This window comes from Streptomyces sp. NBC_00878, assembly GCF_026341515.1.
Taxonomy (GTDB): domain Bacteria; phylum Actinomycetota; class Actinomycetes; order Streptomycetales; family Streptomycetaceae; genus Streptomyces.
The window spans coordinates 1,251,453-1,274,300 of the sequence record NZ_JAPEOK010000001.1 but is presented as its reverse complement, the minus strand read 5'-3'; the positions used below and the strand labels follow the sequence as shown (position 1 = coordinate 1,274,300).

Genomic DNA, 22,848 nt, shown 5'->3' with positions numbered 1-22,848 from the left:
TCAGGAGGCCGTCGGGCGGGTGCCGTCGATGGCGACGCGCCGGCCGTGGCGGGAGTGGGGGTAGTAGTCCCAGACGGCGTGGTGCTGGACGCACCGGTTGTCCCAGAAGACAAGGGTGTTCGGCTGCCAGCGGACCCGGCAGTGCAGCAGGGGAGTGCGGGCGATGTGTGCGTAGAGCAGGTCGAGGAGGGCCGTGCTCTCGGCGGCGGAGAGCTGGGTGATGCGGGAGGTGTAGGGCGCGTTGACGAAGAGGAGTTTGCGGCCGGTCTCGGGGTGGCGGACGACGACCGGGTGTTCGGCGCGCGGGACGTCGTACTCGGGCGGCGGGGTCTGGCCCGCCAGGAGCCAGGGCCGCGCGCCGTCGTGGACGGCGGTGAGGCTGTCCAGGAACGATTTCAGCGCCGGGGAGAGCAGGTCGTAGGCGAGGTGCATGTCGGCGAACAGGGTGTCGCCGCCGCTGCCCGGCTCGGGGATGCGGGTGATGTGGAGCATCGAGCCGAGGGAGGGTTCGGCGTCGGCGGTGCCGTCGGCGTGCCAGCCGTTGCCGGCGATCTCACGGGACGTGCTGTCGGCGCTGATCTCCAGGACGTACGGGTCGGAGCCCTCGGCCGGGAGTGCCACCGGGTGGAGCGGGCCGAAGAGGGCGGCGAAGCGTTTGTGGTCCTCGGTGGTGAGGTGCTGGTCGCGGAACACGAGTACGTGGTGCGCGAGGAAGGCCCGCTTGACCTCGTCCTGCTGGTCCGGCGTCAGTTCCTTGCTCAGGTCCAGGCCCGAGATCTCGGCGCCGAGGACGGGAGTGAGCGGGGCGACGGCCAGGGTGCCGTAGTTCTCGCGGGGCCGGGTGGTGACGAGCTGCAGGGCGTCCAGTGCGAACTGGTCCATGGTCGGGTCCTCCTGGGTGGGGGGTGCGATGAGGATGGGGGCGGGGCTTGGAGTGGCGAGGGAAGGCCGGGGTCACAGGCCCCGGGCGAGCAGGTCGTGCACGATCAGGCGGCCGAAGGCGAGGTTGCCGTGGATGGTGTCGTCGGCCTCGCAGAATGCCGGTCGCTGAAAGCCGCTCGCGTCGGTGACGCGGGAGCGCAGGTCGACCACCTCGACGCCGAGGTGGTCCAGTTCGCCGTGGACGGCCTCCTGCGCCGCGAGGAAGACGTCCGGGTCGGACATGCCGGGCACGCGCTGGGGCGGCAGTACCGCGAGGACGCGCAGGCCCAGGCCGAGGGCGTGTGCGTAGAAGGCGAGGGCGCCGCGCACCATCGCGCGGACGATGTCGGCGAAGAGGCCGCTGGAGAGGAAGCCGGGGGCGAAAGCGCCGCCCCGGTCACGGTAGATCCGCCAGTACTCGGTGGTGGCCAGGGTGTGCGGGCTCAGGCCGAGGGTGGCCACCAGGGGAACGCGCAGATCGTCCAGTCCCTTCGCGTCCAGGGCGGTCAGGAAACCGCGGTACCGGCGCTCGGCCTCCTCGTCGCGGAAGACGACGTCCGCGCCGCGCAGGTCGAAGAAATCCGCGTTGAACTCGCGCCCCGAGCCGATCGGCCCGCCCTGGAACGGCAGGTCGGCGGCCTGGGCCGCGCGTCCCACGGGTCCGGCGTGCGAGTCACCGAGGAGCAGGAACCTCGCCGCGTTCCTCGTGCTCGCCGCGGTCGTAGTAGTCGAGTACGGCGTCTTCACACCAGAGGTCCTCTCCGCTGTCGGGGCTGTCGGGGCTGTCGGGGCTGCCGGGGTGGTGGCGGTGGGTGGTGGGGCGGGGCCGGTCCGTCCCGCCGTGGCCGTGCAGGGCGTCGAAGAAGTGGCGCATCACGAAGGCGACGCCGTCGGGGCCGACCGTGCGCAGGTTGGGCTCGTAGCCCGCGCCCTTGAAGGGGTGGGCGGTGACGATCTCGTACGCCGGGAAGTAGTCGACGTGGTCGAGTTCCTGGGCCAGTTGGCCGGCCGCCGCCCGCAGCACGGACTTGGAGTACGTGGTGGCGGTGAGGGCGTGGCCGGCCGTGGCCGTCGCGGTCAGCGGCACCGGCGACACCGTCAGCAGCACCCGCAGCCCGGGGTTGGCGCGGCGGGCGAGGGCGACGGTCGCCGTGAGGTCCTGGTGCACCTCGGCCGCGGTGAAGTTGTGGAAGACGTGCCGGTCGGGGTCGAAGGTGCCGCGGACCGTTCCCGGGCAGACCTGGTGGACGGTGCCGGAGGAGCGGTCGCGCCAGGCCTCGGTCAGGCCCAGGGTGAAGATCAGACAGCCGGCCTTCGCCACGGAGGCACGGATGGCCTCCAGGGTGCGGTCGCGGGCGGTCAGGACGGCGTCGGGAGTGGCGTGGCCGTCGGGTTCGACGGCGGGGCGGTACGGATCGAAGAAGCGGCCGCCCTGCTCCCACACCTCGTCCGGGGGCGCGCTGTCGCCGAATGCCCAGCTCAGCCACTGGAACAGGGCGGCGGCGGTGTAGACGTTGCCCGTACGGAAGGAGAATTGGCCGAACTGCCGGGCGTCTCGTTCGGCGGCGGTCAGGCCCGGGGGTGGCGGCTCGCCGTCGTACCAGTTCATGCCCGCCGCGAGCAGCGCCGGGCCGATGTGCCGGGCGAAGCAGGAGCCGGTGGTCAGCACGGGCTCGTCCTGGCCGATGGGGAAAGCGGGAGTCCACAGGTCGGTGATGGTCTCGGGGTCGCGCTCGCCGACCGCGGAGCGCCAGAAGGAGCGCGGCGGCAGGGATGCGTAGGGGTGCACGGGGATCGTTTCCTCGTTCTGTGCGGCGACTCGGTGATGTGACGGTCCGTCAAGTGGCGTTCATCGTCCGGGCGATGTGTTCGGCGTGCGGGGTGGCGACGAGTTCGTAGTGGGTGGCGTCGACGTGGTGCGTGGTCGACGGGCCGGCCAGGAGCGGGGCCCACTGCTCTGCCGTCCGTGCCGTTCCTGCCGTCGTGTGCGGGGCGGTGAAGGTGATGGGTGTCGGCAGGTCGGTGACCGGGTGGGTGGCCAGCCACAGGGTGCTCGGTGTGCGGGTCAGCCGGGGGAGGCGGTGCGTGGCCATGGCGGCGAGGTTCGCCCGGCAGCAGTGGGCGAGCCGTTCGGCGTACGCCTGGGCGGTTGTCGTTGTGGTCGTGGTGGCGGGGGCGGTGCTTGGCGGGACGGGGGTGCCGTTGCCGCGCAGTTCGTGCGCGAACACCGCGCGGACCGCCTCCTCGTCGTAGCTCCCCAGGACGGGCCCGGTGTCCGGCGCCGGTGGATCGAGCAGGTACAGGTGTCCGGCAGGAGCGCCCGCCGCCTCCGCACGGGCGGCCATGGCTTGGGACACCCAGGCGCCGAACGACCAGCCCGCGAGCCGGAACCGGCTGTCCGGGCCGGGGAAGCGGGCGTGCAGCGCGGCGTGGTAGCGGGCCGCGCGCTCTGTGACCGACCAGGGCGGCAGGGTGGGGGCTCGCAGCGCGGGGTCGGGGATCAGGCAGACCGTCAGCTCGGGGGCGAGGGCCGACACCAGCGGCCGGTACGCCTGGATGTCGCCGCCAATGGGGTGCACCAAGCACAGGACGTCGTGTCCGTCTCCCGGCTCTCCCGGCTGCCAGACCTCGACGGTCACCGCGTCCTCGGCCGACGCGGCGGTGCGGGTACGTGTACTGGTGGCGGTGGCGGTGGCGGTGGCGGTGGCGGTGGCGGTGGCGGTGGCGGTGGCGGTGGTGGTGGTGGTGGCTGTCGGCCTGTCGAGGCGGGCCAGGATCTCGTTCAGGCTGACCCGGTGGCCCAGTTGGGCGAGGTCGAGGTCGACGCCGTAGAGCCGCTTCACCTCGGAGAGCAGGTCGAGGAGGGTGAGCGAGTCGGCCCCGAGGTCGTAGAGGCACGCGGCCGGGTCGAGGACGTCGACGCCGAGCAGATGACACAGGGCGGCGGTGAGTTCGGCGGGCGCGTCCTCCGGTGGAAGCGTCGTCCTCCCTTCCCCGCGTGCTGGTGTCGCCGAGTCGGTCGACTCGGTCTCCTCGGTCGGCTCGTAGAAGTACCGCGATTCCTCCAGCGCGGTCGTGGAGACCAGCACGTGGGGCAACTGCAGGGCGGCGGTCCTGTCGAAGACGCGCAGGGCCTCGTCCGTGGTCAGGCCGACCGCGAGGTGCGCCTGGTGGCGTGCGTCGGCGCCGAGCACGTCGACGGCCAGGCCGGTGTCCCGCCACACGTCCCAGCCGATGCCCAGCCGTACGGTGCCGTTGGACTCGTTGGACTCGTTGGACTCGTTGGACTCGTCGGACTCATTGGAGTCGTTGGACTCATCGGATCCGTCGGGGCAGTGGTGGGCGAACGCGTCCAGGACACCGTTCGCCGCCGCGTAGTCGAACTGGCCGACACCTCCGAGAGCCGCGGACATGGACGAGCAGTAGACCGCGTACCCGGGGCGGTGGTCGGCGATCAGGCGTTCCATGAGCAGGGCGCCGCGTAGTTTGCCCTGGGTCGCGCGCCGCATCGCGGCACTGTCCCGGCGGACCAGGAGGCCACCGGCGGCGGTGCCCGCAGCATGGACGACGCCGGTGAGACCGTCGAGGTGCGGGGCGAGCCGCGCCAGGATGTCGTCGAGCGGGTCCTCGGCCAGGTCGGCGGCGACCACCGTGACGCGCTCCGCCCACGGTTGCAGGCCGCGCGGCAGGTGCGGACTTCGTGCGAGCAGGACGACGCGGCCCGTGGAGCGTTCCAGCAGCCGGGTGGCGATCGCGCCGCCGATACCGCCGGTACCGCCGAGGACGAGGTGGGTGCCGTCGCTGTCGCCGAGGGCGGGGTGGATGCCGTTGGTACCGCCGAGGGCGGGGCGGGTGCCGAGGCTCGTCGGCGCGTCGTCCACCGGGGCGAGTTCGGTGTCCGGCAGGGGCTGGCGGGTGAGGCGCCACCAGTAGCCGCGGCGTAGCGCGAGCCGCGTCCCGAGGGCGGTTTCGGTCTTGGGCGCGGTCTCGGTCCCGGTCTCGGAGAGGGCTATGGCCAGAGGCAACAGGTGGGCCCAGTCGCCGGGTTCGGGGCTCGGCAGATCGATCCAGCGCGTCCGCAGCCCCAGTTCCTGGCGCGGCACCTCCAACGCACCGGCCAGCAGGCCGAGTTCGGGACGACGGACGGGGCCGGTGACCGGCTGCGCCTGGTGGGACAGCCACCACACGCGGGGCCGCCGCTCGCCCGGCAGATCGGCCAGCGCCCGGCACAGCGCCGCCGGGGCGTCGAGACAGGCCCACCGGGCGCGGTCCAACGACCGCTCGTCGGCGGCCCCTTCGACGCCGAGCGGAAGAGCGTGCAGCCACTCCACGCCCTCCGGCGCGTCGCGGGTGATCTCGTCGAGGAGCCGGGCCAGGCAGTCGGGGTCGACGGGGTCGGCCTCGTACCGGTCGGGCGTGCGGCGGGCGTAGGTCTGGGCCGCTGTGACGTGCACGATCCGTGTGTGGTGGCGGGCCGCGCCCTTCCAGCGTTCCGGGGCCGCGGGATCGTCGGTGACGACGACCAGGACGCGTCCGGAGGGCGGGGCGGCCGGTTCGGCGGCGCGCCGCGCCCGCACCCACGCGCTCTGGTACAGCCAGTGGTCCTCCGGTGCCCTCGCCGGTGCGCCGGAGGCGGCCGGTCCGTCGGCGACCGCGACAGCGCCGGACGCGGCCGCGGTACGGGGGAAGTCGTGGTCGGTCAGGTCGAAGGCGGGCGGCGGGAAGTCCCATGGCGCCTGGGCGGGCCCCGTGGGCCAGCCGACGGCGGCTCCCGCGGTCCATGCCTCGGCCAGGGCGTGCGGGGTGATTTCGGCGGCGAGCACGCGGGGCGCCGCCGCGCTGGTCCCCGTACTAGCCGTACCCGCTGCACCTGCCGTACCCGGCGTACTTGCCGTATGCGGAGCCTCGACTGCTGTCGTGCCCCCCGTACCCACCCCGCGCAGCCAGGTCACGGCCGAGTCCGCGTCGGGGCAGACGGCCGCCGTGCGGTGGGACAGGGCCGGGCGGCCCGCCTGGAGGTGGCGCAGCACCTGTGCGTAGGTTTCCGGGCGAGCGGCCAGGTGGTCGGCGATGCGGCGGGCGTCCGCGCGCAGCGCGCTCGCGCTGTGGCCGGACAGCACGAGGCAGGGGATGCTCGCGGGCCCCGCGGCCGAGACAGGGTTCGGATCCGAATCCGGCTCCGGCTCCGGGTCCGTACGGGCTTCCAGGACCACGTGGGCGTTGGTGCCGCCGATGCCGAAGCTGCTCACGGCGGCGACGCGCGGGCGGTCCGGCGGCCAGGGGATGCCGGTCGTGGGGACGTGGAAGGGGGTGGGGTCGTCACCGATCTCCGGATTGAGGCGCCGGAAGCCGACGGTCGGCGGGACGAGGCCGAGGTGCACGGCCAGCGTGGCGCGGACCAGGCCGACGACGCCCGCGGCGGCGCCCAAGTGCCCGATCTGGCTCTTGACGGAGGACAGCGCGCACGTCGCCGAGTCGGACAGGCCGTACGCCTGGCGCAGCGCGGCCACCTCCACGGGGTCGCCGAGCCGGGTGCCGGTCCCGTGCGCCTCGACGTAGCCGATCTCGCGGGCGTCCCGGCCGCTGCGCCGCAGGGCCGTGCGGATCACCTCACGCTGTCCGGCGAGCGCGGGTGCGCTGTAACCGAGCTTGTCGGAGCCGTCGTTGTTCAGGGCGGACCCGGTGAGGACCGCGTAGACGGTGTCGCCGTCGCGCCGGGCCCGTGACAGGAGTTTGAGGACCACGACGCCGACACCGCTGGCGCCGATCGTGCCGGCCGCGTCGTCGCTGAAGGGCCGGCAGCGGCCGTCCGGCGAGTAGATGTGCTGCGGCCGGTAGGCGTAGCCGTCGGTCAGGCCGGTGTCGACGAGGACGCCGCCGGCGAGCATGACGTCGGCGTCGCCCTCGCGCAGCAGCCCGGCCGCGACGTGCACGCCGACCAGTGAACTGGCGCACGCCGCCTGGACCGTGAAGGCCGGGCCGGTCAGGCCCAGGTGGTAGGCCGCCTTGGTGGCGAGGAAGTCCTTCTCGTGGTGCAGGGCGAGGCGGAAGCCGTCGGGGAGACCGGCGGGGTCGGCCTCGCGCAGCATCGCCTGGAAGTACGTGTTCTCCCCGCAGCCGGCGACCAGACCGACGCGCCGCCCGCCGGGGTCGGAGAGGCCCGCGTGGGCGAGCGCCTCGACGCAGCTCATCAGCAGGTGGCGCTGCTGAGGGTCCATCAGGCGGGCATCCTGGCGGCCGATGCCGAACCGGTCCGGGTCGAAGGCGAGCAGCCCGTCCAACTGGCTGCGGGCGCCGACGAGACCCTCGGCCGCCGGGAAGTGCTCGATGCCGGATCCGCCCGTCCTCACCAGGTGCCAGAAGGAGGCGAGGTCGGGTGCGCCGGGCAGACGTACGGCCATGCCGATGATCGCGACGGGCTCGGTGCCGGTGGTGTTCTCACGCTCGTCCACGGGCCGTTCCCTCGGTGCGCGGCGTTCCCGCGGGGCGCGGTCGGAGGTCTCCGGGGTCCCCTGGGTCTCCGGGGTCCCCTGGGTTTCCTGGGTCCCCTGGGTCTCCAGGAACCGGCTCAGGCGGCGCACGGTGACGTGTTCGAAGAGGTCGGACACCGTGAATGCGAGACCCGGGTCGGCTCCGCAGCGCAGGTGGAACCGCATCAGGTCCAGGCTGGTGGCACCGGCGTCGAAGAACCGCTGGTCCGCTGCGACGGGTTTGCCGGTCACTTCGGTGAACAGCGCGCACAGCCGGGCTTCCTGTGCCGAGACAGGCTGCGCCGACACGATGCCGGCGGCCCGCAGGGGCCGTCCTGGGGCGGAGAGGGCGGCCCTGCGGTCGAGTTTGCCGCTCGGGGTGCGCGGCAGCGCGTCCACCCGGCGGAAGTCGCGGATCCGTACGTACGACGGCAGCAACTCGGCGAGATGGGCGGTCAGTTCGTCGGTGCTCGGGTATGCGTCGCCCCGGCACTCCAGGATGGCGACGAGCGAGTCGCCGTCGCGGGCGACGGCTGCCGACGCGATCCCGGGGTGTTGCAGCAGTGCGGCCTCGACCTGGCCCAACTCCAGCCGGTGGCCGCTGAGTTTGATCTGCTCGTCGTTGCGTCCGGCGTGGTGGAAGAGTCCTTCGGTGTCGACGTGGGCGAGGTCGCCGGTGCGGTGGAAGAGGCCGAGGCCGGGCAGTTCGGTGAACCGGGTGCGGTTGAGGTCCGGGTCGTCGAGGTAGCAGGGCGCGGCCATTGGCCCGCCGACGAGAAGGTGCCCGGTGGTGCCGGGCGGGACGGGTTCGTCGGCGTCGTCGACCACGCGCAGCACGGCGTTCGCCACGGGCCTCCCGATGGCGGGCCGCAGCGGCCACGAGGCGGGGTCGCCGTCGAGGCACAGGCCGCTGACGACGTGCGTCTCGGTGGGGCCGTAGTGGTTGAACAGCCGCGCCCCGGGCAGTCCGGCGAACCAGCGGCGGATCGCATCGGTGCACACCAGTTGCTCCCCCGCCGTGACCACCTCGCGCAGCCGGGAGGGGAAGCGGCCGAGGCGGACGCCGTGTTCGGCGAGGAGTTGCAGTGCCACGTACGGCAGGAAGATCCGCTCGACGCCCGCCGTTTCCAACTGGTCGAGCAGGGCCGGTACGTCCTGCCGCCAGCCGGGGCGCAGCAGGCACAGCCGTCCGCCCGAGCACAGGGTGGTGAGGACTTCCTGGAAGGAGACGTCGAAGGACAGCATCGAGAACTGCTGGGTGACGGCCGGCCCGGACAGGCCGCCGTGCTCGCTCTGCCAGTGCAGCAGATTGGCCAGGGTGCGGTCGGGGACGTCGACGCCCTTGGGAGTGCCGGTGGAGCCCGAGGTGAACAGCGTGTACAGCGGCCGCGGACCCGCGTGCGGTTCCGCCGCGGACGCCATGGGCGCCGTGGGTGCGGGGGCGGACAGATCGACGGTGAGCCGGGGCAGTCCGGCCGGTGCGATGGATTCGGCGTCCGCCTGCGTGCCCGGCGCCACCAGGAGGCAACGAGGTTCGGCCCGGTGCAGGATCTGCCGCAGCAGCGCCGGCGGATAGGACGGGTCGAGCGGTACGACGGTGAGGTTGCGGCGGGCCGCGGCCAGCAGCGCGACCACGTGCTCGGCCGACGGCGGCAGGTACAGGGCCACCCGGGCGGGCTCGCCGGGGTCGGCGGGCGCGGGCAGCCGGGCGGCCAACGCGGCTGCCCGCGCGTCGAGTTCGGCGTAGGACAGCGTGCGCTCGCCCATGCTGACGGCGGGTGCGTCGGGCGTACGGCGGACCTGGCGGGCGAAGCCGTCGGCGACCGTGGTGAAGGCCGGTGTCGCCGTGGGGCCCCGGCCGTGGTCGGGCAGGCCGCGCCGGTAGGGCGCCACCAGGTCGGCCAGCGTGCCCGGGGTGTCTGAGGTGAGGAGGTCCACGCCGCGTTCGAACAGCCGGGCGGCGGCCCGGACGCGGTCGGCGTCGAGGCGGTCCTCGGCGTACTCCCACAGGCAGGCGAGGCCGGTGTCCGAGTCGACGACGGAGAGGGTGAGGGCGCACTTGGCCTCGGCGGGCTCCGGCCACAGCGGACGCACTCGGCAGCCGGGCAGGGCGAGGGCGTCGAAGTCGGTGTTCTCCAGGACGAACAGGAAGTCGAAGGGCGGGCCGTCGTCCTGGAAGCGATGGTCGGTCAGGACGTCGGCCAGTGTCACGTCCTGTCTGTCCATGACCTCCTGGACTCCCCGCGCCTGTCGGTGGAGCTGGGCGCGGAGCGTCTCGCCGGGGACGAGGTCCAGCGGCAGCAGGACAGTGTTGGCGAACATGCCGACGGCGGACTCGAACTCCGTCACGGGCCGGCCCGCGACCGGAGCGGCGACGAGTGGCCGGGTCCGGCCGGTGATGCCGTACAGGCTCCAGGCGAACACGGACAGCAGCAACTGGAAGCGGGTCAGCCCCAGTTCGGCTCCCAGCCGGTCGAGGCGGGAACGGCGTCCGGTGTCGAGCGAGCTGTGCAGCAGCCGACCTGTCCCGGCGCCCGAGTCGGCGTTCCCGGTGCCTGTTCCGGCTCTTCCTGTGGAGGCCGGCTGGGCGGGTGCCGGGCGGTCCAGGGCCGCGTAGTGGCGGGCCAGGGCCCGGCGCTGGTCACGGTAGGCGGGGCTGCGGTGCCATTCCCGCTGCCACAGGGCCGCTTCGACCGGGCCGGTCCGTGGTGTGTCGTCCGGCGGCGGGACGTTGGGTGTACCCGCGGCGCGGGCACAGTCGGCGGACAGTTCGCGGAACAGCACGTTGAGGGACCAGCCGTCGGTGGCGATGTGATGCAGGTGCAGCAGGAGGACCGGGCCGTCGGCCGTGTCGCCCAGCCCGGCCCGCAGCATGCGCGGTTCGGCGAGGTCGAAGGCCGGGGCGAAGAAGCGGCGGGCCGCGTCCCGCCAGTCCTCGTCGTCGCGCGGGCCGACCCGCTCCCAGGGGTCGTAGGGGGCGGCGATCTCCTGGCGCAGGCCGTCGGGGGCGGCATGGAAGGAGGTGCGCAGCGCGGGATGCCGTGCCACGAGCCGGCGCAGTGCCTCGCGCAGGGCGTCGGGGTCGGGGGTGCCCTCCAGGCGGAAGGCGAGCGGTACGTCGTAGGCGTGGCTGTGCGGGTCGCCGCGGTGGAGCAGCCACAGGCGTTCCTGCTCGGAGGTGGCGGGCGCGCCGGTCAGGCCGGTCGGGGCGGGTACCGGCGGGTGGACCGGGGCCGTGCTGCCCGTGGCGATGGTGTCGGCGAGGGCGGCGAAGTCGGCGCGCAGGACGAGGGCCTGGGGCAGGTCGACGTGCCAGCGGCGGCGGACTTCGAAGCGCAGCCGCAGGGCCTTCAGCGAGTCGCCCCCGACGCTCACCCACCGGTCGTCGCGCCGCAGGTCGGGGAGGTCCAGGAGGCGTCCGGCCATCTCCAGCAACTCCCGCTGGAGGTCGGTGACATCGCCGTCCGTCGCGCTGGAGGAGCGGCGCCAGGGCGGCACCGCGGAGGCCAGCAGGGCGGATTCGTCGACCTTGCCGTTGGCGTTGCGCGGCAGGGCGTCCATCAGGTGGGTGCGGTGCGGGTGCATGTACGGCGGCAGGGTGGCCGCCAGATGACGCTGGTAGTCGTCGGGGGACACGTCGGCCCGCAGGACGAGGTAGGCCAGCAGTTCGTGGGCGCCGTCCGGGTCGCGGCGGACGCAGACGTGGGCCTGCCGCACCGCGGGGTGGGCGGCCAACTGCCGCTCCACCTCGGCCGGTTCGATGCGGAAGCCGCGTACCTTGACCTGCCGGTCCACCCGGCCGATGTACGTGATCAGGCCGGACGGGTCGCGGCGGGCGAGGTCGCCGGTGCGGTACCAGCGCTCCCGTCCGCCGTCGTGCCAGGGCAGGCGGACGAAGCGGCGGGCCGTCTCCTCGGGCAGGTTGCGGTAGCCGTCCGCGAGTCCCGCGCCGGACAGGTACAGCTCGGCGGCCTCGCCGTCCGCGGCGCGCGAGCCGTCGGCGACCAGGAGCGCGCCGGTGGCGGGCAGGGGCTGCCCGACCGGGACGATGTCGGCGTCGAAGTCCCTCGGTACCCGATGGTGGAGGGCGAAGGTCGTGCACTCGGTGGGGCCGTAGCCGTTGACGAGTTCGGTCGGGCTGCCGGGGTTGTCGCGGTACCAGCGGCGGACGCGGGCGGCGTTGAGCTGCTCGCCGCCGACCAGGACCTGGGCGACGGTGGAGAAGCAGTCCGGTACCTCGTCGACGACCGCGTTGAACAGCGCGGCGGTGACGAACAGGGCGTCGATGCGGGCCTGTCGCAGGGTGTCCGCCAGCCGCCGGGGGCTCTGGATCTGCTCGTCGCTCAGGACGACGCAGGTGCCGCCGGTCAGCAGGGGCACCCACACCTCGAAACTGAGCGCGTCGAAGGCGGGGTTGGACACGCTCGCGTACCGGGCGCCCTCGGGCAGGCGGATCCAGCCGGGCCGGGCCAGGCGCAGGATGCCGGTGTCCTTGACCTCGACTCCCTTGGGACGGCCGGTGGTTCCGGAGGTGTAGAAGAGGAAGGACGGGGGTGCGTCGCTGTCGCCGGGCGCTATGTGTCTGTCGCCCGGTGCTTCGTGGCTGTCGCCCCGCGACTCATGGCCGGTATGGCCGTCATGGCCGTCGCTCGGAATCTCATGGCGGGCGGGCGCCGACTCGTCGGACGGACGATCGGACGTGCCGAGGAGTTCGGCGGCGTCGAGCGCGAGCACCCCCGGCGGGGTGTCCGGGACGTCCGGACCGGCGTGGACCAGCGCCGCGGCGGCGGAGTCGGCGAGAACGTGGCGGCGGCGTCCGTCCGGGCTCTGCGCGTCGAGCGGGACGACCGTGGCGCCGGCCCGGCGGATGCCGAGCATCACGCACACCAGTTGCCAGGAGCGCGGCAGCCGGACCGCGACGGCCTGCCCCGCGCGAATACCGTGGGCGCGCAGCCCTCGGGCGACGGCACCGCTGAGGCGGTCCAGGGCGGCGTAGTCGACGACGCGGTCGCCGTCGACGACGGCGGGGGCGGCCGGGGTGCGGCACGCCTGGCTCAGGACGGCACCGGCCAGGGTCTGCTCGTCGTGCTCGGCGGGGGCGATGCCGGGGACGTGGTCGGTGCCGCCGGGGCTGTTCGCCGCGCACGGGTTGTCGGCTGCCTGAGGACTGTCGGTCGCAGGGGGACTGTCGGTCGCGCGGGGACGCCGTGTCGCGGAGTCGTAGCTCTCGTGGCACATCACGCCTCCCCGGTGAAGACCGGTGCGAGGGCGGTGAGTTCGTCGTTCAGGATCCGCGCGACGCGCGGCGCCCCGCCGCTCTCCAGCATCTCCCAGTGGTCGCAGTCCAGCGGCTCGACCCGGTACTCACCCTCGGCACGGCGCTGCCAGAAGGCGCGCACGTCGGCCAGGAACGCCGGGTCGGGGCCGCCGCCGGTGGCCTGCACCAGGACCAGCCGGGCCGGTGACGGGGCCGGCACATGGTCGCGGGCGGTGCTCCGGTTGTGGTTGTAGACGCGGAAGTACTGCTCGATCTGGGCGTCGTCGATGCCCGGGTACATGCCGTTGAACTTCACGAGCTTGTCGCGGAACTCGGCCAGGGGCACCGGGCCGATCGCGGCCTGTGCCGCGGGGTCGTCCGTGGCCTGGGTGTCCAGGAGCACCACGCTCACGTCGCGCCGGCCCGACCGCGCCAGACGGCGGCCCATCTCGTGCGCGACCAGCCCGCCGTACGACAGGCCGCTGAGGACGAGCGGACCGGTGATGTGCGGCTGGACGAGCCGGAGGTAGCTCTCGGCCATCGCCTCGACGGAGGGCAGGAAGTCCTCGCCGGGGTTCACTCCCGGCGACTGCACGCCGTAGAGGCCGACGCTCTCCGGCAGGGCCTTGGCCAGGGACAGGTAGCAGAAGGCGGTGCCGCCCGCCGGGTGGACGCAGACGACCTGTCCGTGCCCGGTGCCGGGCCGGAACTCGATCAGGTTGCTCGGTGGCGGGCCGGAGCTGCCCCGGCGGACAAGGGCGGCGAGTGCCTCGATGCTCGGGTGGAGCAGGATGTCGCGGACCGGGACACCGACGCCGAGTGCCTCGCGGACGGCGTGCGTCATCTTGATGGCCGACAGGCTGGTGCCGCCGAGGTCGAAGAAGCTGTCCCGGACGCCGATGTCGGTGTGCAGCAGGATGCCGCGCCATATCTCGTACAGCGTCAGTTCGATCCGGTCGCGCGGGCTGGCCACGTTGACCTGGACGGGGGCCGTCTCGGCGGCCTGCCGGAGCAGGGTGTCCCGGTCGAGCTTGCCGTTGCGGCTCAGCGGGAGGGCGGGCAGGTCGACGAAGAGCGAGGGGACCATGTAGTCGGGCAGCCGCTCCGTAAGAGCCGTGCGCCAGGCGTGCGCGGAGCGTGCGGGGGTGTCGCCGCGGCCGATGCCGGCGATCAGGCGCGGTGCGCCGGCCGCGTCCCGGTCGGTCAGTACGACCGCCTCGCGCACCCCGGGTACGGCCAGCAGCGCGGCCTCGACCTCGGCCGGTTCGATCCGGAAGCCGCGCAGTTTCACCTGGTCGTCGGCGCGTCCGAGGTAGACGGCGGTGCCGTCGGGCAGGCGGCGGGCCAGGTCGCCGGTGCGGTAGACGCGTTCGCCGGGCACGAAGGGGTCGGGCAGGAAGCGCTCCGCCGTCAGGTCGGGCCGGTGCAGATAGCCGGCGGCGAGGCTCGCGCCACCGAGGTACACCTCGCCGGCGACGCCGACGGGGACCGGCCGCAGCCGGGCGTCGAGAAGGTAGAGCCGTGTGCCCGCCAGGGGGCGCCCGATGGGGCACGCCCGCTCCAGCGGCCGGGGGTCGTAGTGGGCGGTGCTGTACAGCGTGGCCTCCGTGGGGCCGTAGCCGAAGCAGACGCGCAGGCCCGGCAGGTGCTCGCACATGCGGTGCAGCGCGGCCTCGGGCAGGGACTCCACGCCGGTCAGCAGCCGGCGCAGACGGAGCCCCGCGAGCCGTTTCCCGGGGTCCTCGTCGATCCAACGGACGTACGCCGGGGGCAGGAACGCCTGGGTGACGCGGTGGTCGCGCAGCCACTCCATCAGCGCCTCGGGGTCGCCGCGCAACTCGTCCGGGACCAGATGGAGTTCACCACCGGTGGTGAGCGGCATCAGCAACTCGTGCACCGAGGCGTCGAACCCGATGCTCGACCACGCGGAGGAGGCCTCGCCGGGGGCGTCGCCCATGCGGGCCAGCCAGTTGTCGAAGAGGTTGCGCACACTGCCATGGGTCACGACGACGCCCTTGGGCCGCCCGGTGGATCCGGAGGTGTAGATCACGTACGCGGGCCGTGCGGCGTCGTAGGGCAGCCGAGGGGGCGCGGCGTCATCGGCCTCGGCCTCGACGGTTGCCAGGTCGCGCCAGTCGGCGGGCCGGTCGGCGCGATCGCTGAGGACGAGGGCCGGGGCCGCGTCCTCCACCATCGCCGCGAGGCGCGCCGACGGCTGGCCCGGGTCGAGCGGCAGGTAGGCGGCGCCCGCCATGAGGATGCCGAGCACGCCGACGGCGTATTCCGGCGTGCGTCCCGTGTGCAGGGCGACGACCTGGCCGGGGCGCACGCCGCGGCCGGCGAGTGCTCGGGCGAGACGGGTCGCGCGCCGGTGCAGTGTCGCGTAGTCGAGCCGGGTGTCGCCGCACACCAGGGCGGTCCGCGGGCCGTGGGCGCGTACCTGCGCCTCGAACCGTTCGACGACTCCACCCGGTTGGTGTGACGGGGGAGGGGAGTCGCCGGCGTCCCAGTCGGCCAGCAGGCTCCGCTGCTCCGCGGCGTCCATCAGCTCCAGCGCGCCGACCTCGGTCTCGGGCCGCACGGCCAGGTCGGTCAACAGGTGACGCAGGTGACGGACGAGGCGTTCGGCGGTCTCCGGGTCGAACAGCGCGGTGGCGTAGTCGAGATGGCCGATGACCCGCCCGTCGGACTCGGTCACCGACAGGGCCAGGTCGAACTTGGCGGGGGCGTACGGGATGTCGAGCGGTTCCGTGTCGATCCCGGGCAGATCGAGCAGGCCCCGCCGCTCCGGGACCCAGGCGCACATCGTCTGGAACAGCGGGGTGTGGGCCGCGCTGCGCGGCGGGTTGACGAGCTCCACGATCCGTTCGAGGGGCAGGTCCTGGTGGTCCAGGGCGGCGCGGAGGACGCCGCGTACCCGGGTGAGGGCCTCGGCGCCGGTCGGCGCGTCGGACAGGTCGACCCGGAGCGGAAGCGAGTTGACGAAGAAACCGATGAGGTCCGCGGTGTCGCGGCGGCGGCCCGCCGTGGGGGTGCCCACAACGATGTCGGTCCGGCCGCTGAGCCGGGACAACAGGACCGTCCAGCCCGTCAGGACGGCCACGAACAGCGTGCCGCTCCGGCGGCGCGCCAGGGCCCGCAGCGCCGCCGTGACGTCGGCGTCCAGGGTGAACTCCACCCGGCCGCCCCGATGGTCCTGCTCGGCGGGCCGCGGCCGATCGGCGGGCGCGTCGGACAGCGGCGGGGCGCCCCGCAGGTTCTGCTGCCAGTAGGCGGCCTGCCCGGCGAGTTCGCCGTCGCGGATCCGGGCGCGCTGGGCCTCGGCGTGCTCGGCGTACTGGAGCGCGAGGGGCGGCAGCGGATCGGGTTCGCCGCGCAGCAGTGCCGCGTACACCGGCCCGAGTTCCCGCAGCATCACGTTCATCGACTGGCCGTCGTAGACGCTGTGATGGAACGTCAGGAGCAGAGCGTGCCGGTCGGGTTGGAGCGTGACGACGCTGCCGCGTCCGAGTGGTCCGCGGGCGAGGTCGAACGGTGTCGAGGCGCCTTCGTGGTGCAGGGCCTCCAGCCGGGCCTCGGCCTCCACGCCGGGCAGATCGCTGAAGTCGTGGGCGGCCAGGGCGAATCCGGTACCGGGCGGATCGATCACCTGCCGGACCTCGCCGCCCACGGCCAACAGGCGTGTACGCAAAGTCTCGTGACGGTCGGTCAGCACATCCAGGGCCCGGCCCAGGACTTCCCGGTCCAGCGGCCCGCGCAGGGCGAAGGAGACGGGCTCGTTGTACGCCGAGTCGGCACCCGGCAGTTGGGAGAGGAACCACAGCCGCTGCTGGGCGAAGGAGGCGGGGGCGGTCAGGGCGGTCGGGGAAGTCGCGGCGGGCTCGACGACGCCGGGGGAAGTGGGGGAGACGGTGTGGTCAGTCGTGTGGGAAGCGGTGTGGGGGGTGGTGGCATGGGGGGTGTATCGCGGTGACAAGGCTCGGGCATCCCCTCGGGCAAGGAACGGGGTACGAGAGTCACGAGTGGCGTGGGACGGAGTGCGGGGCCGGGACCGTTGGCCCGCCGCGTGATCCGTCCTGGCGGCCGATGGCTACGACAACGTTGCCGAAGCGGGAGGTGTGGGGACGTCGGTGACCTTCCGCAGCATGCCGTGCACCAGCTTTCTCGGTCTCGGCGCCGCACGAATGCGGACGCGTCACATCACTCCGGCGATGGGGACCACCGGGGTGCACGGTGATAATTGAACAGCGTGCGAGATCCTGTCAATGGCTGCCTTTCCAAAAGGCGGCTGCCGGTATCGGGTGAACCATTCCCCGCCTAACGTCGTTTGCCCGCACAGAAGTTGGGAAGGAATCCAGGCTGCTGAATTCCGCGGGAATTTACCAAACGATGATCTCGACGGAGAAGGTTTTCGCGGTTCTCCGGCGCCCCGACTCAGACGCCCCCGGCTCAGACGCTCCTGACTCAGGCGTCCTGTGCGGGATTCTGCTGGTGAGGTACTTCAGGTGCGCTGATGGAGCCCAGCAGGGCCAGGCCGTCGGCGGAGGGGGAGCCCGGCTCGGCCTGCAGGAGGATGAGCTGCTGTCCCGGAGCGCTGCGGATGGTGAGGGCCTCGTGCCGCAGCTCCAGGTCTCCCACGACGGAGTGGTACATCTGCTTGACGTCGTAGGGCGGGACCCGGGTGTACTCGCGTGCCCACAGGGAGCGGAACTCGCCGCTGCGCACCGACAGTTCGCCGACGAGCTCCAGGATGCGGGGATCCTCGGGGGTTGTCGCGGCGGTCTGCTGAAGGTCGGCGACCGCGCGATTCTTGGCCCGCTCGGCGTTTCCGTAGAAGGTCTTCGCCGCGGGGTCCAGGAAGAGCATGCGCAGTACGTTGTCGTGCTGGGCGAAGTCGCGGTAGAGGGCGTCGGCCAAGGCGTTGGTGGCCAGCAGGTCCTGGGCGTGGCCGATGATGAAGGCCGGCGTCCTGGTCCAGCTTTCGATCAGTTGCCGCAGGTGCGGGCGGACCCGCTCGACCCGCGACGGGGACTTCGTGCGGCGGCCTGCCGGCCGGGCCAGCCGGAAGAGCTCCCGCGTGTCCTCCTCCCCGAGTTGGAGCACGCGGGCCATGGCCTCCAGCACCCGGAGTGAGGGGCTGAGTTCACGGCCCTGCTCAAGGCGGCTGTAGTAGCTCAGGCTGACACCCGCGAGCGCCGCGACCTCGTCCCTGCGCAGGCCGGGCACCCGTCGGCGGCCGGTGCTGGGCAGTCCCGCCGCCACGGGGCTGAGGCGTCCTCTGCGGGAGCGGAGGAACTGACCCAGCCCTTGAACCGGGTCAGGGCGCGTGTCGTTGTACATGGTGTCGAGGCTAGGCGGAAAAAGCCCGGAGAAGCGCTGTCGACGGTGGGTGCGTTGCACCCAGGATTGCGGCTCCCCGGGTGGCGCGGGGATGTGACGTACGGCGAGAAGGCCTCCGGAGCCCGAAAGGCGACGAATCACTGTGTGTGAAGGAAGCGCGACTTGGTGCAATAGTGCAGGACCGGCACTTCTCATCGGCTGGAAAGCATCTAGTCTTGCCGCATGAGCAACGGCACACCTTTGGGTGACTTTCTCAGAGCCCGCCGAGAAGTCTTGAAGCCGCACGACGTCGGTCTGCCGGAATACGGGCGACGTCGGGTGCCGGGGCTGCGCAGAGAGGAAGTCGCGCTGCTCGCCGGAGTCAGCTCCGACTACTACATCAGGCTGGAACAGGGGCGCGAGAACAGTCCGTCCCCGCAGGTGCTGGAGGCCGTGGCGCAGGCGCTGAAGCTGGACGCGGAGGCCGCCGATCATCTCAACCGCCTCTGCCTCGCCGCCTCGCAGCGTCCGCGTGACTGGGGCGAGACCGAGGTCAGTCAGCAGTTGTTGCAGCTGATGGACGGCTGGGAGCACACTCCGGCCTTCGTCGTCGGCCCCGCCCTCGACATCATGGCGGGCAACTCCCTTGCCACGGCCCTCCATGGCGGGTTCGAACACTTCGACAACCTCGCCCGCATGGTGTTCGTCGACCCGGCGGGGCGCGAGTTCTACCAGGAATGGGAGCGAGCCGCGCATTCCTGTGTCGCCGAGATCAGGGCCGCCTACGGCCACGATCCCGAATCGGCCCGCATCGCCGCCGTCGTGACGGAACTGTCCGCCGAGAGCCAGGAGTTCGCGGCGATGTGGCAGCTGCACGAGGTCAAGAGCAAGTCCCAGGAAGGGAAGCACCTCAAGCACCCTGAGGTCGGCGACCTGCACATCAAGTTCGCGGCTTTCACGGTCAATGGGGCCCCGCATCAGCAACTGGTGGTCTATCAGGCCGAACCGGCCAGCCCGACGGCGGAAGCGTTCGAGACGCTGAGGGCCATGGCCGTCCGGCCGAAGCAGGCCCGGGCTGCCGTGCCCGAGGCCGGCCTCGCCGCCAAGGAGCAGTAGTAGCGGTAGCGGCGACCGTGCGCGTGTGAGCTCGGGTGGGGCTTGCCGTGCGTGTGTGAGCTCGGGTGGGGCTGGCCGTGCGCGTGTGAGCCCTCATGGAGGCTGGTCCTGCCGCACCCAGGAACAACGCGGCCTTCATAGCGGTGCGTCCGCCTGTCGACACTCGGTTCGACAGACAGCGCGCCGGCCCTGACGCCGACGCGCGTATCGCACGGCGTCAGGAGCGGACATGATCACCGTGAAGGACCTTCAGCCCCACCCCCTGGACCAGGTTCACCGTCTGATCGAACCCGGCCCCGTCATCCTGGTCACCACCCGGCATCGCGGGATTCCGAACGTGATGACCAACGGGTTCAACATGATGGTGCGCCACGCCCCGCCGCTGATCGCCTGCACCATCGGCCCCTGGGACCACAGCTACCAGGCCCTGGTCGAAACCGGCGAGTGCGTGCTCTCGGTCCCGACGGCGGACTTGGCCGCCACCGTGGTCGACATCGGCAACTGCTCGGGCGCCGACGTGGACAAGTTCGAGGAGTTCGACCTGACCGCCGTGGCCGGTGAGGAGGTCCAGGCACCGCTCGTGGCCGAATGCTTCGCCAACATCGAGTGCCGGGTCGCCGACAGCAGCCTCGTGGCCCCGTACAGCCTCTTCCTGCTGGAGCCCGTCAGGGCGTGGGTCGACTCCTCGCATCACCGGCCGCAGCTGTTCCACCACCGCGGGGACGGCACCTTCACGCTCGACGGGCCGACCGTCGACCTGAAGGACCGAATGACCAAGTGGCAGTACCTCCTGTAAGCCGGATGGGCCGGTTGTTGATGTGTCAACAAAGAGCTACGCTGGAAACCCACGGCGGACCCCCGCACCTGCCCCGGATCCAGGAGACGACATGCCCCGAGCAGTGAAGTTCTCGCGCTACGGCGGCCCCGAGGTGCTCGACATCGCCGAGGTGCCGCGACCGCACGCAGGCCCGGGGGAGGTAGTGGTCCGGGTGGTCGTCGCCGGGGTCAATCCCGGTGAGGCCGGCATCCGGCAGGGCGTCTTCGCGGACATCTGGCCGGCCGTCTTCCCCGAGGGACAGGGCAACGACTTCGCCGGGTGGGTCGCGGAACTCGGCGAGGGCGTGGACACGTTCGCCGTCGGTGACGAGGTCATCGGCTACCTGCCCCGAGCGGCACAGGCCGACTACGTCGTCTCGACCGCGGGCCTTCTCACGCCCAAGCCCGCGGACATCGCCTGGGAACAGGCCGCACCGCTGTCCGCGGTGGGGGTGACGGCCTGGGCCGCCGTCGACGCCGTACACGTCACCGCCGAGGACACTGTCGTGGTGTCCGCCGCCGCGGGCGGGGTCGGCTCCCTCGCCGTGCAGCTGGCCCGCCTGCGGGGTGCGACGGTCATCGGTACCGCCGGGCCGCACAACGCCGACTTCCTGCGCTCGCTCGGTGTCGTCCCCGTCGAGCACGGTCCTGGCCTGGCCGACCGGCTGCTGGCCGCCGCTCCCGATGGAATCGACGCCTTCATCGACACCTTCGGCCAGGGCAATGTCGACACCGCCATCGCGCTGGGCGTGGCTCCGGGGCGTATCAACACCCTGGCCGACGGACGGGCCGTCGCCCGCTACGGCGTGCGCAGCAAGGCCCAGGAGGACGCCTTCTCTCCCCACCTGGTCGCCGAACTGGCCGCCCTGGTCTCCAAGGGGCTGCTCACCGTCCCCATCAGCGCGGTCCACCCGCTGGAACAGGTCCAGGAGGCCTACCGGCAGGTCCAGCGGCGGCACACGCGCGGAAAGATCGTGCTCAGCCTGGTTCCCCCGGACGCCCGCCCCGGACTGGCGGACCGGCTGCGCACCGGGCGCGACCTCCCACCCGACCCCGAACCCGAGCGCCCCTGACCGTGCTCCGGGCACGCCCCCAGGCCCGTACGGGGCTCATGTGGGAAGGCGGATGGTGAAGACCGTTCCGGCGCCGACGGTGCTGGTCACCGTCACCGTTCCGCCGTGGGCCTCGGTGAGCCGGCGGACGATGGCGAGACCGAGGCCGCTGCCGCCGGTCCGGCGACTGCGGGACTTCTCGGCCCGCCAGAAGCGGTCGAAGACCCGGGGCAGGTCCTCGGCGGGGATGCCGGTGCCGGTGTCGGCGACCTCGATCGTCACCTGGTCCCCGGCCCGGCGGGCCCGCAGGGCGACGCTGCCGCCGGGCGGGGTGTGCCGTACGGCGTTGGACACCAGGTTGCCGACGACCTGACGCAGCCGGACCGGGTCGCCGCACAGCTCGGGATCGCCGTCGGTACGGGTGGTGAGGGCCACGCCCGCGGTCTCTGCGCGGCCCTGGTGGGCGGTGGCGACGTGGTCGAGAAGGTCGCGTACGCGGAGGGGCTCGGGGTGGATCCGCAGCTGGCCCGCGTCGGCCTCCGCGAGGTCCTGGAGGTCGTCGACGATGTGCTGGAGCAGCAGAGCCTCTTCGAGCAGGGAGTCGATGAGGGCCTGGTCGGAGGTGGCGACGCCGTCCTGGACGGCTTCGAGCCAGCTGCGGATGGCGCTGAGCGGGGTGCGCAGTTCGTGGGCGACATCGCTGACCATGGCCTTGCGCTGATCCTCCATGCGCTCGCGGCGCTGGGACAGGTCGTTGAAGGCGGCGGCGAGATAGCCGATCTCGTCGTTCGTGGTCACCGGCACCCGCTGGTGTTCCTGTACGGGGCGGCGGGCGGCGTCGGCCAGCGCGCGCAGGGGTCTCACGAGGCGGATGCCGACGACGACGGTGACGGCCACGGTGACCAGCAGCACGAGGCCGGCGACGCCGGCGATGCGGGCGGTGTTGGCCGAGGAGAGGTGGAAGACCGGGGCGGCCGATCCGGTCGGGGTGGTGACGAACAGCAGCGCGGCCGGTGCCACGTAGGGGGTGAGCTGGTCGCGGCGGGCGGTGTCCAGGCAGCTCTGGGCGGGTGGGCCGCTGCGGCTGAGGATGAAGTCGACGCCGAACTTCACGGTGTCCAGGTGACGGCGCCGCAGGCAGTCGTTGACCGTGGCGTTGAGCCGGATCAGCGGCTCGCGCTCGGTCGGGACGGCAGTGGCGAGCGCCGCCAGGCCGCATCCGCGGTTCCCCGCGGCTCCGTCCAGGGCGCTGTCGGCGAGCTTGATGGTGGGGCGGCCGCTGGGTCCTTGGACGAGGGTGGCGCCCCTGCCCGGGCCGCCCAGGCAGGCGAGGATCTCGTCGGCCAGGCCGCTCAGGGCCTCGCGCTCGGCGGTGGTCAGCCGGTAGGGGCCGACGGCACGGGGGTCGATGCCGTTCGTCTCGGCGCCGGGCAGCAGTGCCGGGTCGGTGTGCAGGGGATCGACGACCGCCGACGCCCTGGCGGGCAGGGACGCGACGGTGACGGCGGTCGAAGCGGCGATGGGGCGGCGGTTCTGGGTGGTCAGAGTGATCCGGCGTCCGGTGCGCTCGGCCAGCCGGCGCAGGGTGGGGCCGACGCCGTCCCAGTCCGGGTGGGCGGCGGCGTATCCGACGAGGGTGTCGTAGATCTCGGCGTCGGACGACAGGAGTTGGCCCTGCTCCTGCTGGATGGCGCTGCTGGTGGTGCGCGCGGCCAGCCAGGCGGTGGCCGCGACCGCGCAGACGGCGATCAGCACGGAGGCGACCAGCAGGCGGACCAGCAGGCTTCTGCGCAGCGGCACCTTGGCCCTGACTCTGACCCTGACCCTGACCCTGGCCTTGGGCCGCGGCTCCGTGGAAGAAGCGCCGCCCGCAGCCGACTTGCCGTCCGGCCCGGTA

Annotated in this window: 10 protein-coding genes; 3 read left to right on the top strand and 7 right to left on the bottom strand. The window is 72.8% G+C overall.

Features of this window, described 5'->3' with window-relative positions:
- The 6 genes from OHA11_RS05085 to OHA11_RS05060 all read right to left on the bottom strand — a co-directional run bounded on the left by OHA11_RS05085 (position 1) and on the right by OHA11_RS05060 (position 17,988).
- Positions 1 to 882 (bottom strand): TauD/TfdA family dioxygenase, encoded by an 882-nt coding sequence (locus OHA11_RS05085; protein WP_266492375.1) that lies wholly within the window; start codon positions 880 to 882, stop codon positions 1 to 3.
- A 72-nt stretch (positions 883 to 954) separates the two neighbouring features.
- Positions 955 to 1,578 (bottom strand): hypothetical protein, encoded by a 624-nt coding sequence (locus OHA11_RS05080; protein ID WP_266492372.1) that lies wholly within the window; start codon positions 1,576 to 1,578, stop codon positions 955 to 957.
- Positions 1,579 to 1,594: 16 nt separating this feature from the next.
- Positions 1,595 to 2,710: a GSCFA domain-containing protein gene (locus tag OHA11_RS05075; protein ID WP_266492369.1), complete on the bottom strand. Its 1,116-nt coding sequence runs from the start codon at positions 2,708 to 2,710 to the stop codon at positions 1,595 to 1,597.
- 49 nt (positions 2,711 to 2,759) lie between these two features.
- A complete protein-coding gene (locus tag OHA11_RS05070; protein WP_266492366.1) occupies positions 2,760 to 12,629 on the bottom strand; it encodes a non-ribosomal peptide synthetase in 9,870 nt (3,289 codons plus the stop codon).
- The gene (locus OHA11_RS05065; RefSeq protein ID WP_266506960.1) at positions 12,629 to 16,471 is read right to left on the bottom strand and encodes an amino acid adenylation domain-containing protein; all 3,843 of its coding nucleotides are present in this window, start codon (positions 16,469 to 16,471) and stop codon (positions 12,629 to 12,631) included. Before OHA11_RS05065 ends, OHA11_RS05070 begins: the two co-directional genes overlap by 1 nt.
- Before the next feature lie 641 nt (positions 16,472 to 17,112).
- On the bottom strand, positions 17,113 to 17,988 hold the full coding sequence (locus tag OHA11_RS05060; RefSeq protein WP_266492363.1) for a helix-turn-helix transcriptional regulator: 876 nt from the start codon (positions 17,986 to 17,988) through the stop codon (positions 17,113 to 17,115).
- Positions 17,989 to 18,210: 222 nt separating this feature from the next.
- Here OHA11_RS05060 and OHA11_RS05055 point away from each other — a divergent pair, with 222 nt between their 5' ends.
- From OHA11_RS05055 to OHA11_RS05045, 3 genes are all read left to right on the top strand, one after another.
- Positions 18,211 to 19,083 (top strand): helix-turn-helix transcriptional regulator, encoded by an 873-nt coding sequence (locus tag OHA11_RS05055; protein WP_266492360.1) that lies wholly within the window; start codon positions 18,211 to 18,213, stop codon positions 19,081 to 19,083.
- A 229-nt stretch (positions 19,084 to 19,312) separates the two neighbouring features.
- A complete protein-coding gene (locus OHA11_RS05050) occupies positions 19,313 to 19,879 on the top strand; it encodes a flavin reductase family protein (protein ID WP_266492357.1) in 567 nt (188 codons plus the stop codon).
- A gap of 91 nt (positions 19,880 to 19,970) precedes the next feature.
- Positions 19,971 to 20,972: an NADP-dependent oxidoreductase gene (locus OHA11_RS05045; protein ID WP_266492356.1), complete on the top strand. Its 1,002-nt coding sequence runs from the start codon at positions 19,971 to 19,973 to the stop codon at positions 20,970 to 20,972.
- Positions 20,973 to 21,008: 36 nt separating this feature from the next.
- On the opposite strand, the gene OHA11_RS05040 is transcribed toward OHA11_RS05045, so the two are convergent.
- A complete protein-coding gene (locus tag OHA11_RS05040; protein WP_266506959.1) occupies positions 21,009 to 22,730 on the bottom strand; it encodes a cell wall metabolism sensor histidine kinase WalK in 1,722 nt (573 codons plus the stop codon).
- Positions 22,731 to 22,848 lie beyond the last annotated feature (118 nt).

Excerpts from the sequence above, each read along its gene's own strand:
- OHA11_RS05050 (WP_266492357.1), top strand. The coding sequence starts at position 19,313 with ATGATCACCGTGAAGGACCTTCAGCCCCACCCCCTGGACCAGGTTCAC.
- OHA11_RS05055 (WP_266492360.1), top strand. The coding sequence starts at position 18,211 with ATGAGCAACGGCACACCTTTGGGTGACTTTCTCAGAGCCCGCCGAGAA.
- OHA11_RS05045 (WP_266492356.1), top strand. The coding sequence starts at position 19,971 with ATGCCCCGAGCAGTGAAGTTCTCGCGCTACGGCGGCCCCGAGGTGCTC.
- OHA11_RS05060 (WP_266492363.1), bottom strand. The coding sequence starts at position 17,988 with ATGTACAACGACACGCGCCCTGACCCGGTTCAAGGGCTGGGTCAGTTC.
- OHA11_RS05070 (WP_266492366.1), bottom strand. The coding sequence starts at position 12,629 with ATGTGCCACGAGAGCTACGACTCCGCGACACGGCGTCCCCGCGCGACC.
- OHA11_RS05085 (WP_266492375.1), bottom strand. The coding sequence starts at position 882 with ATGGACCAGTTCGCACTGGACGCCCTGCAGCTCGTCACCACCCGGCCC.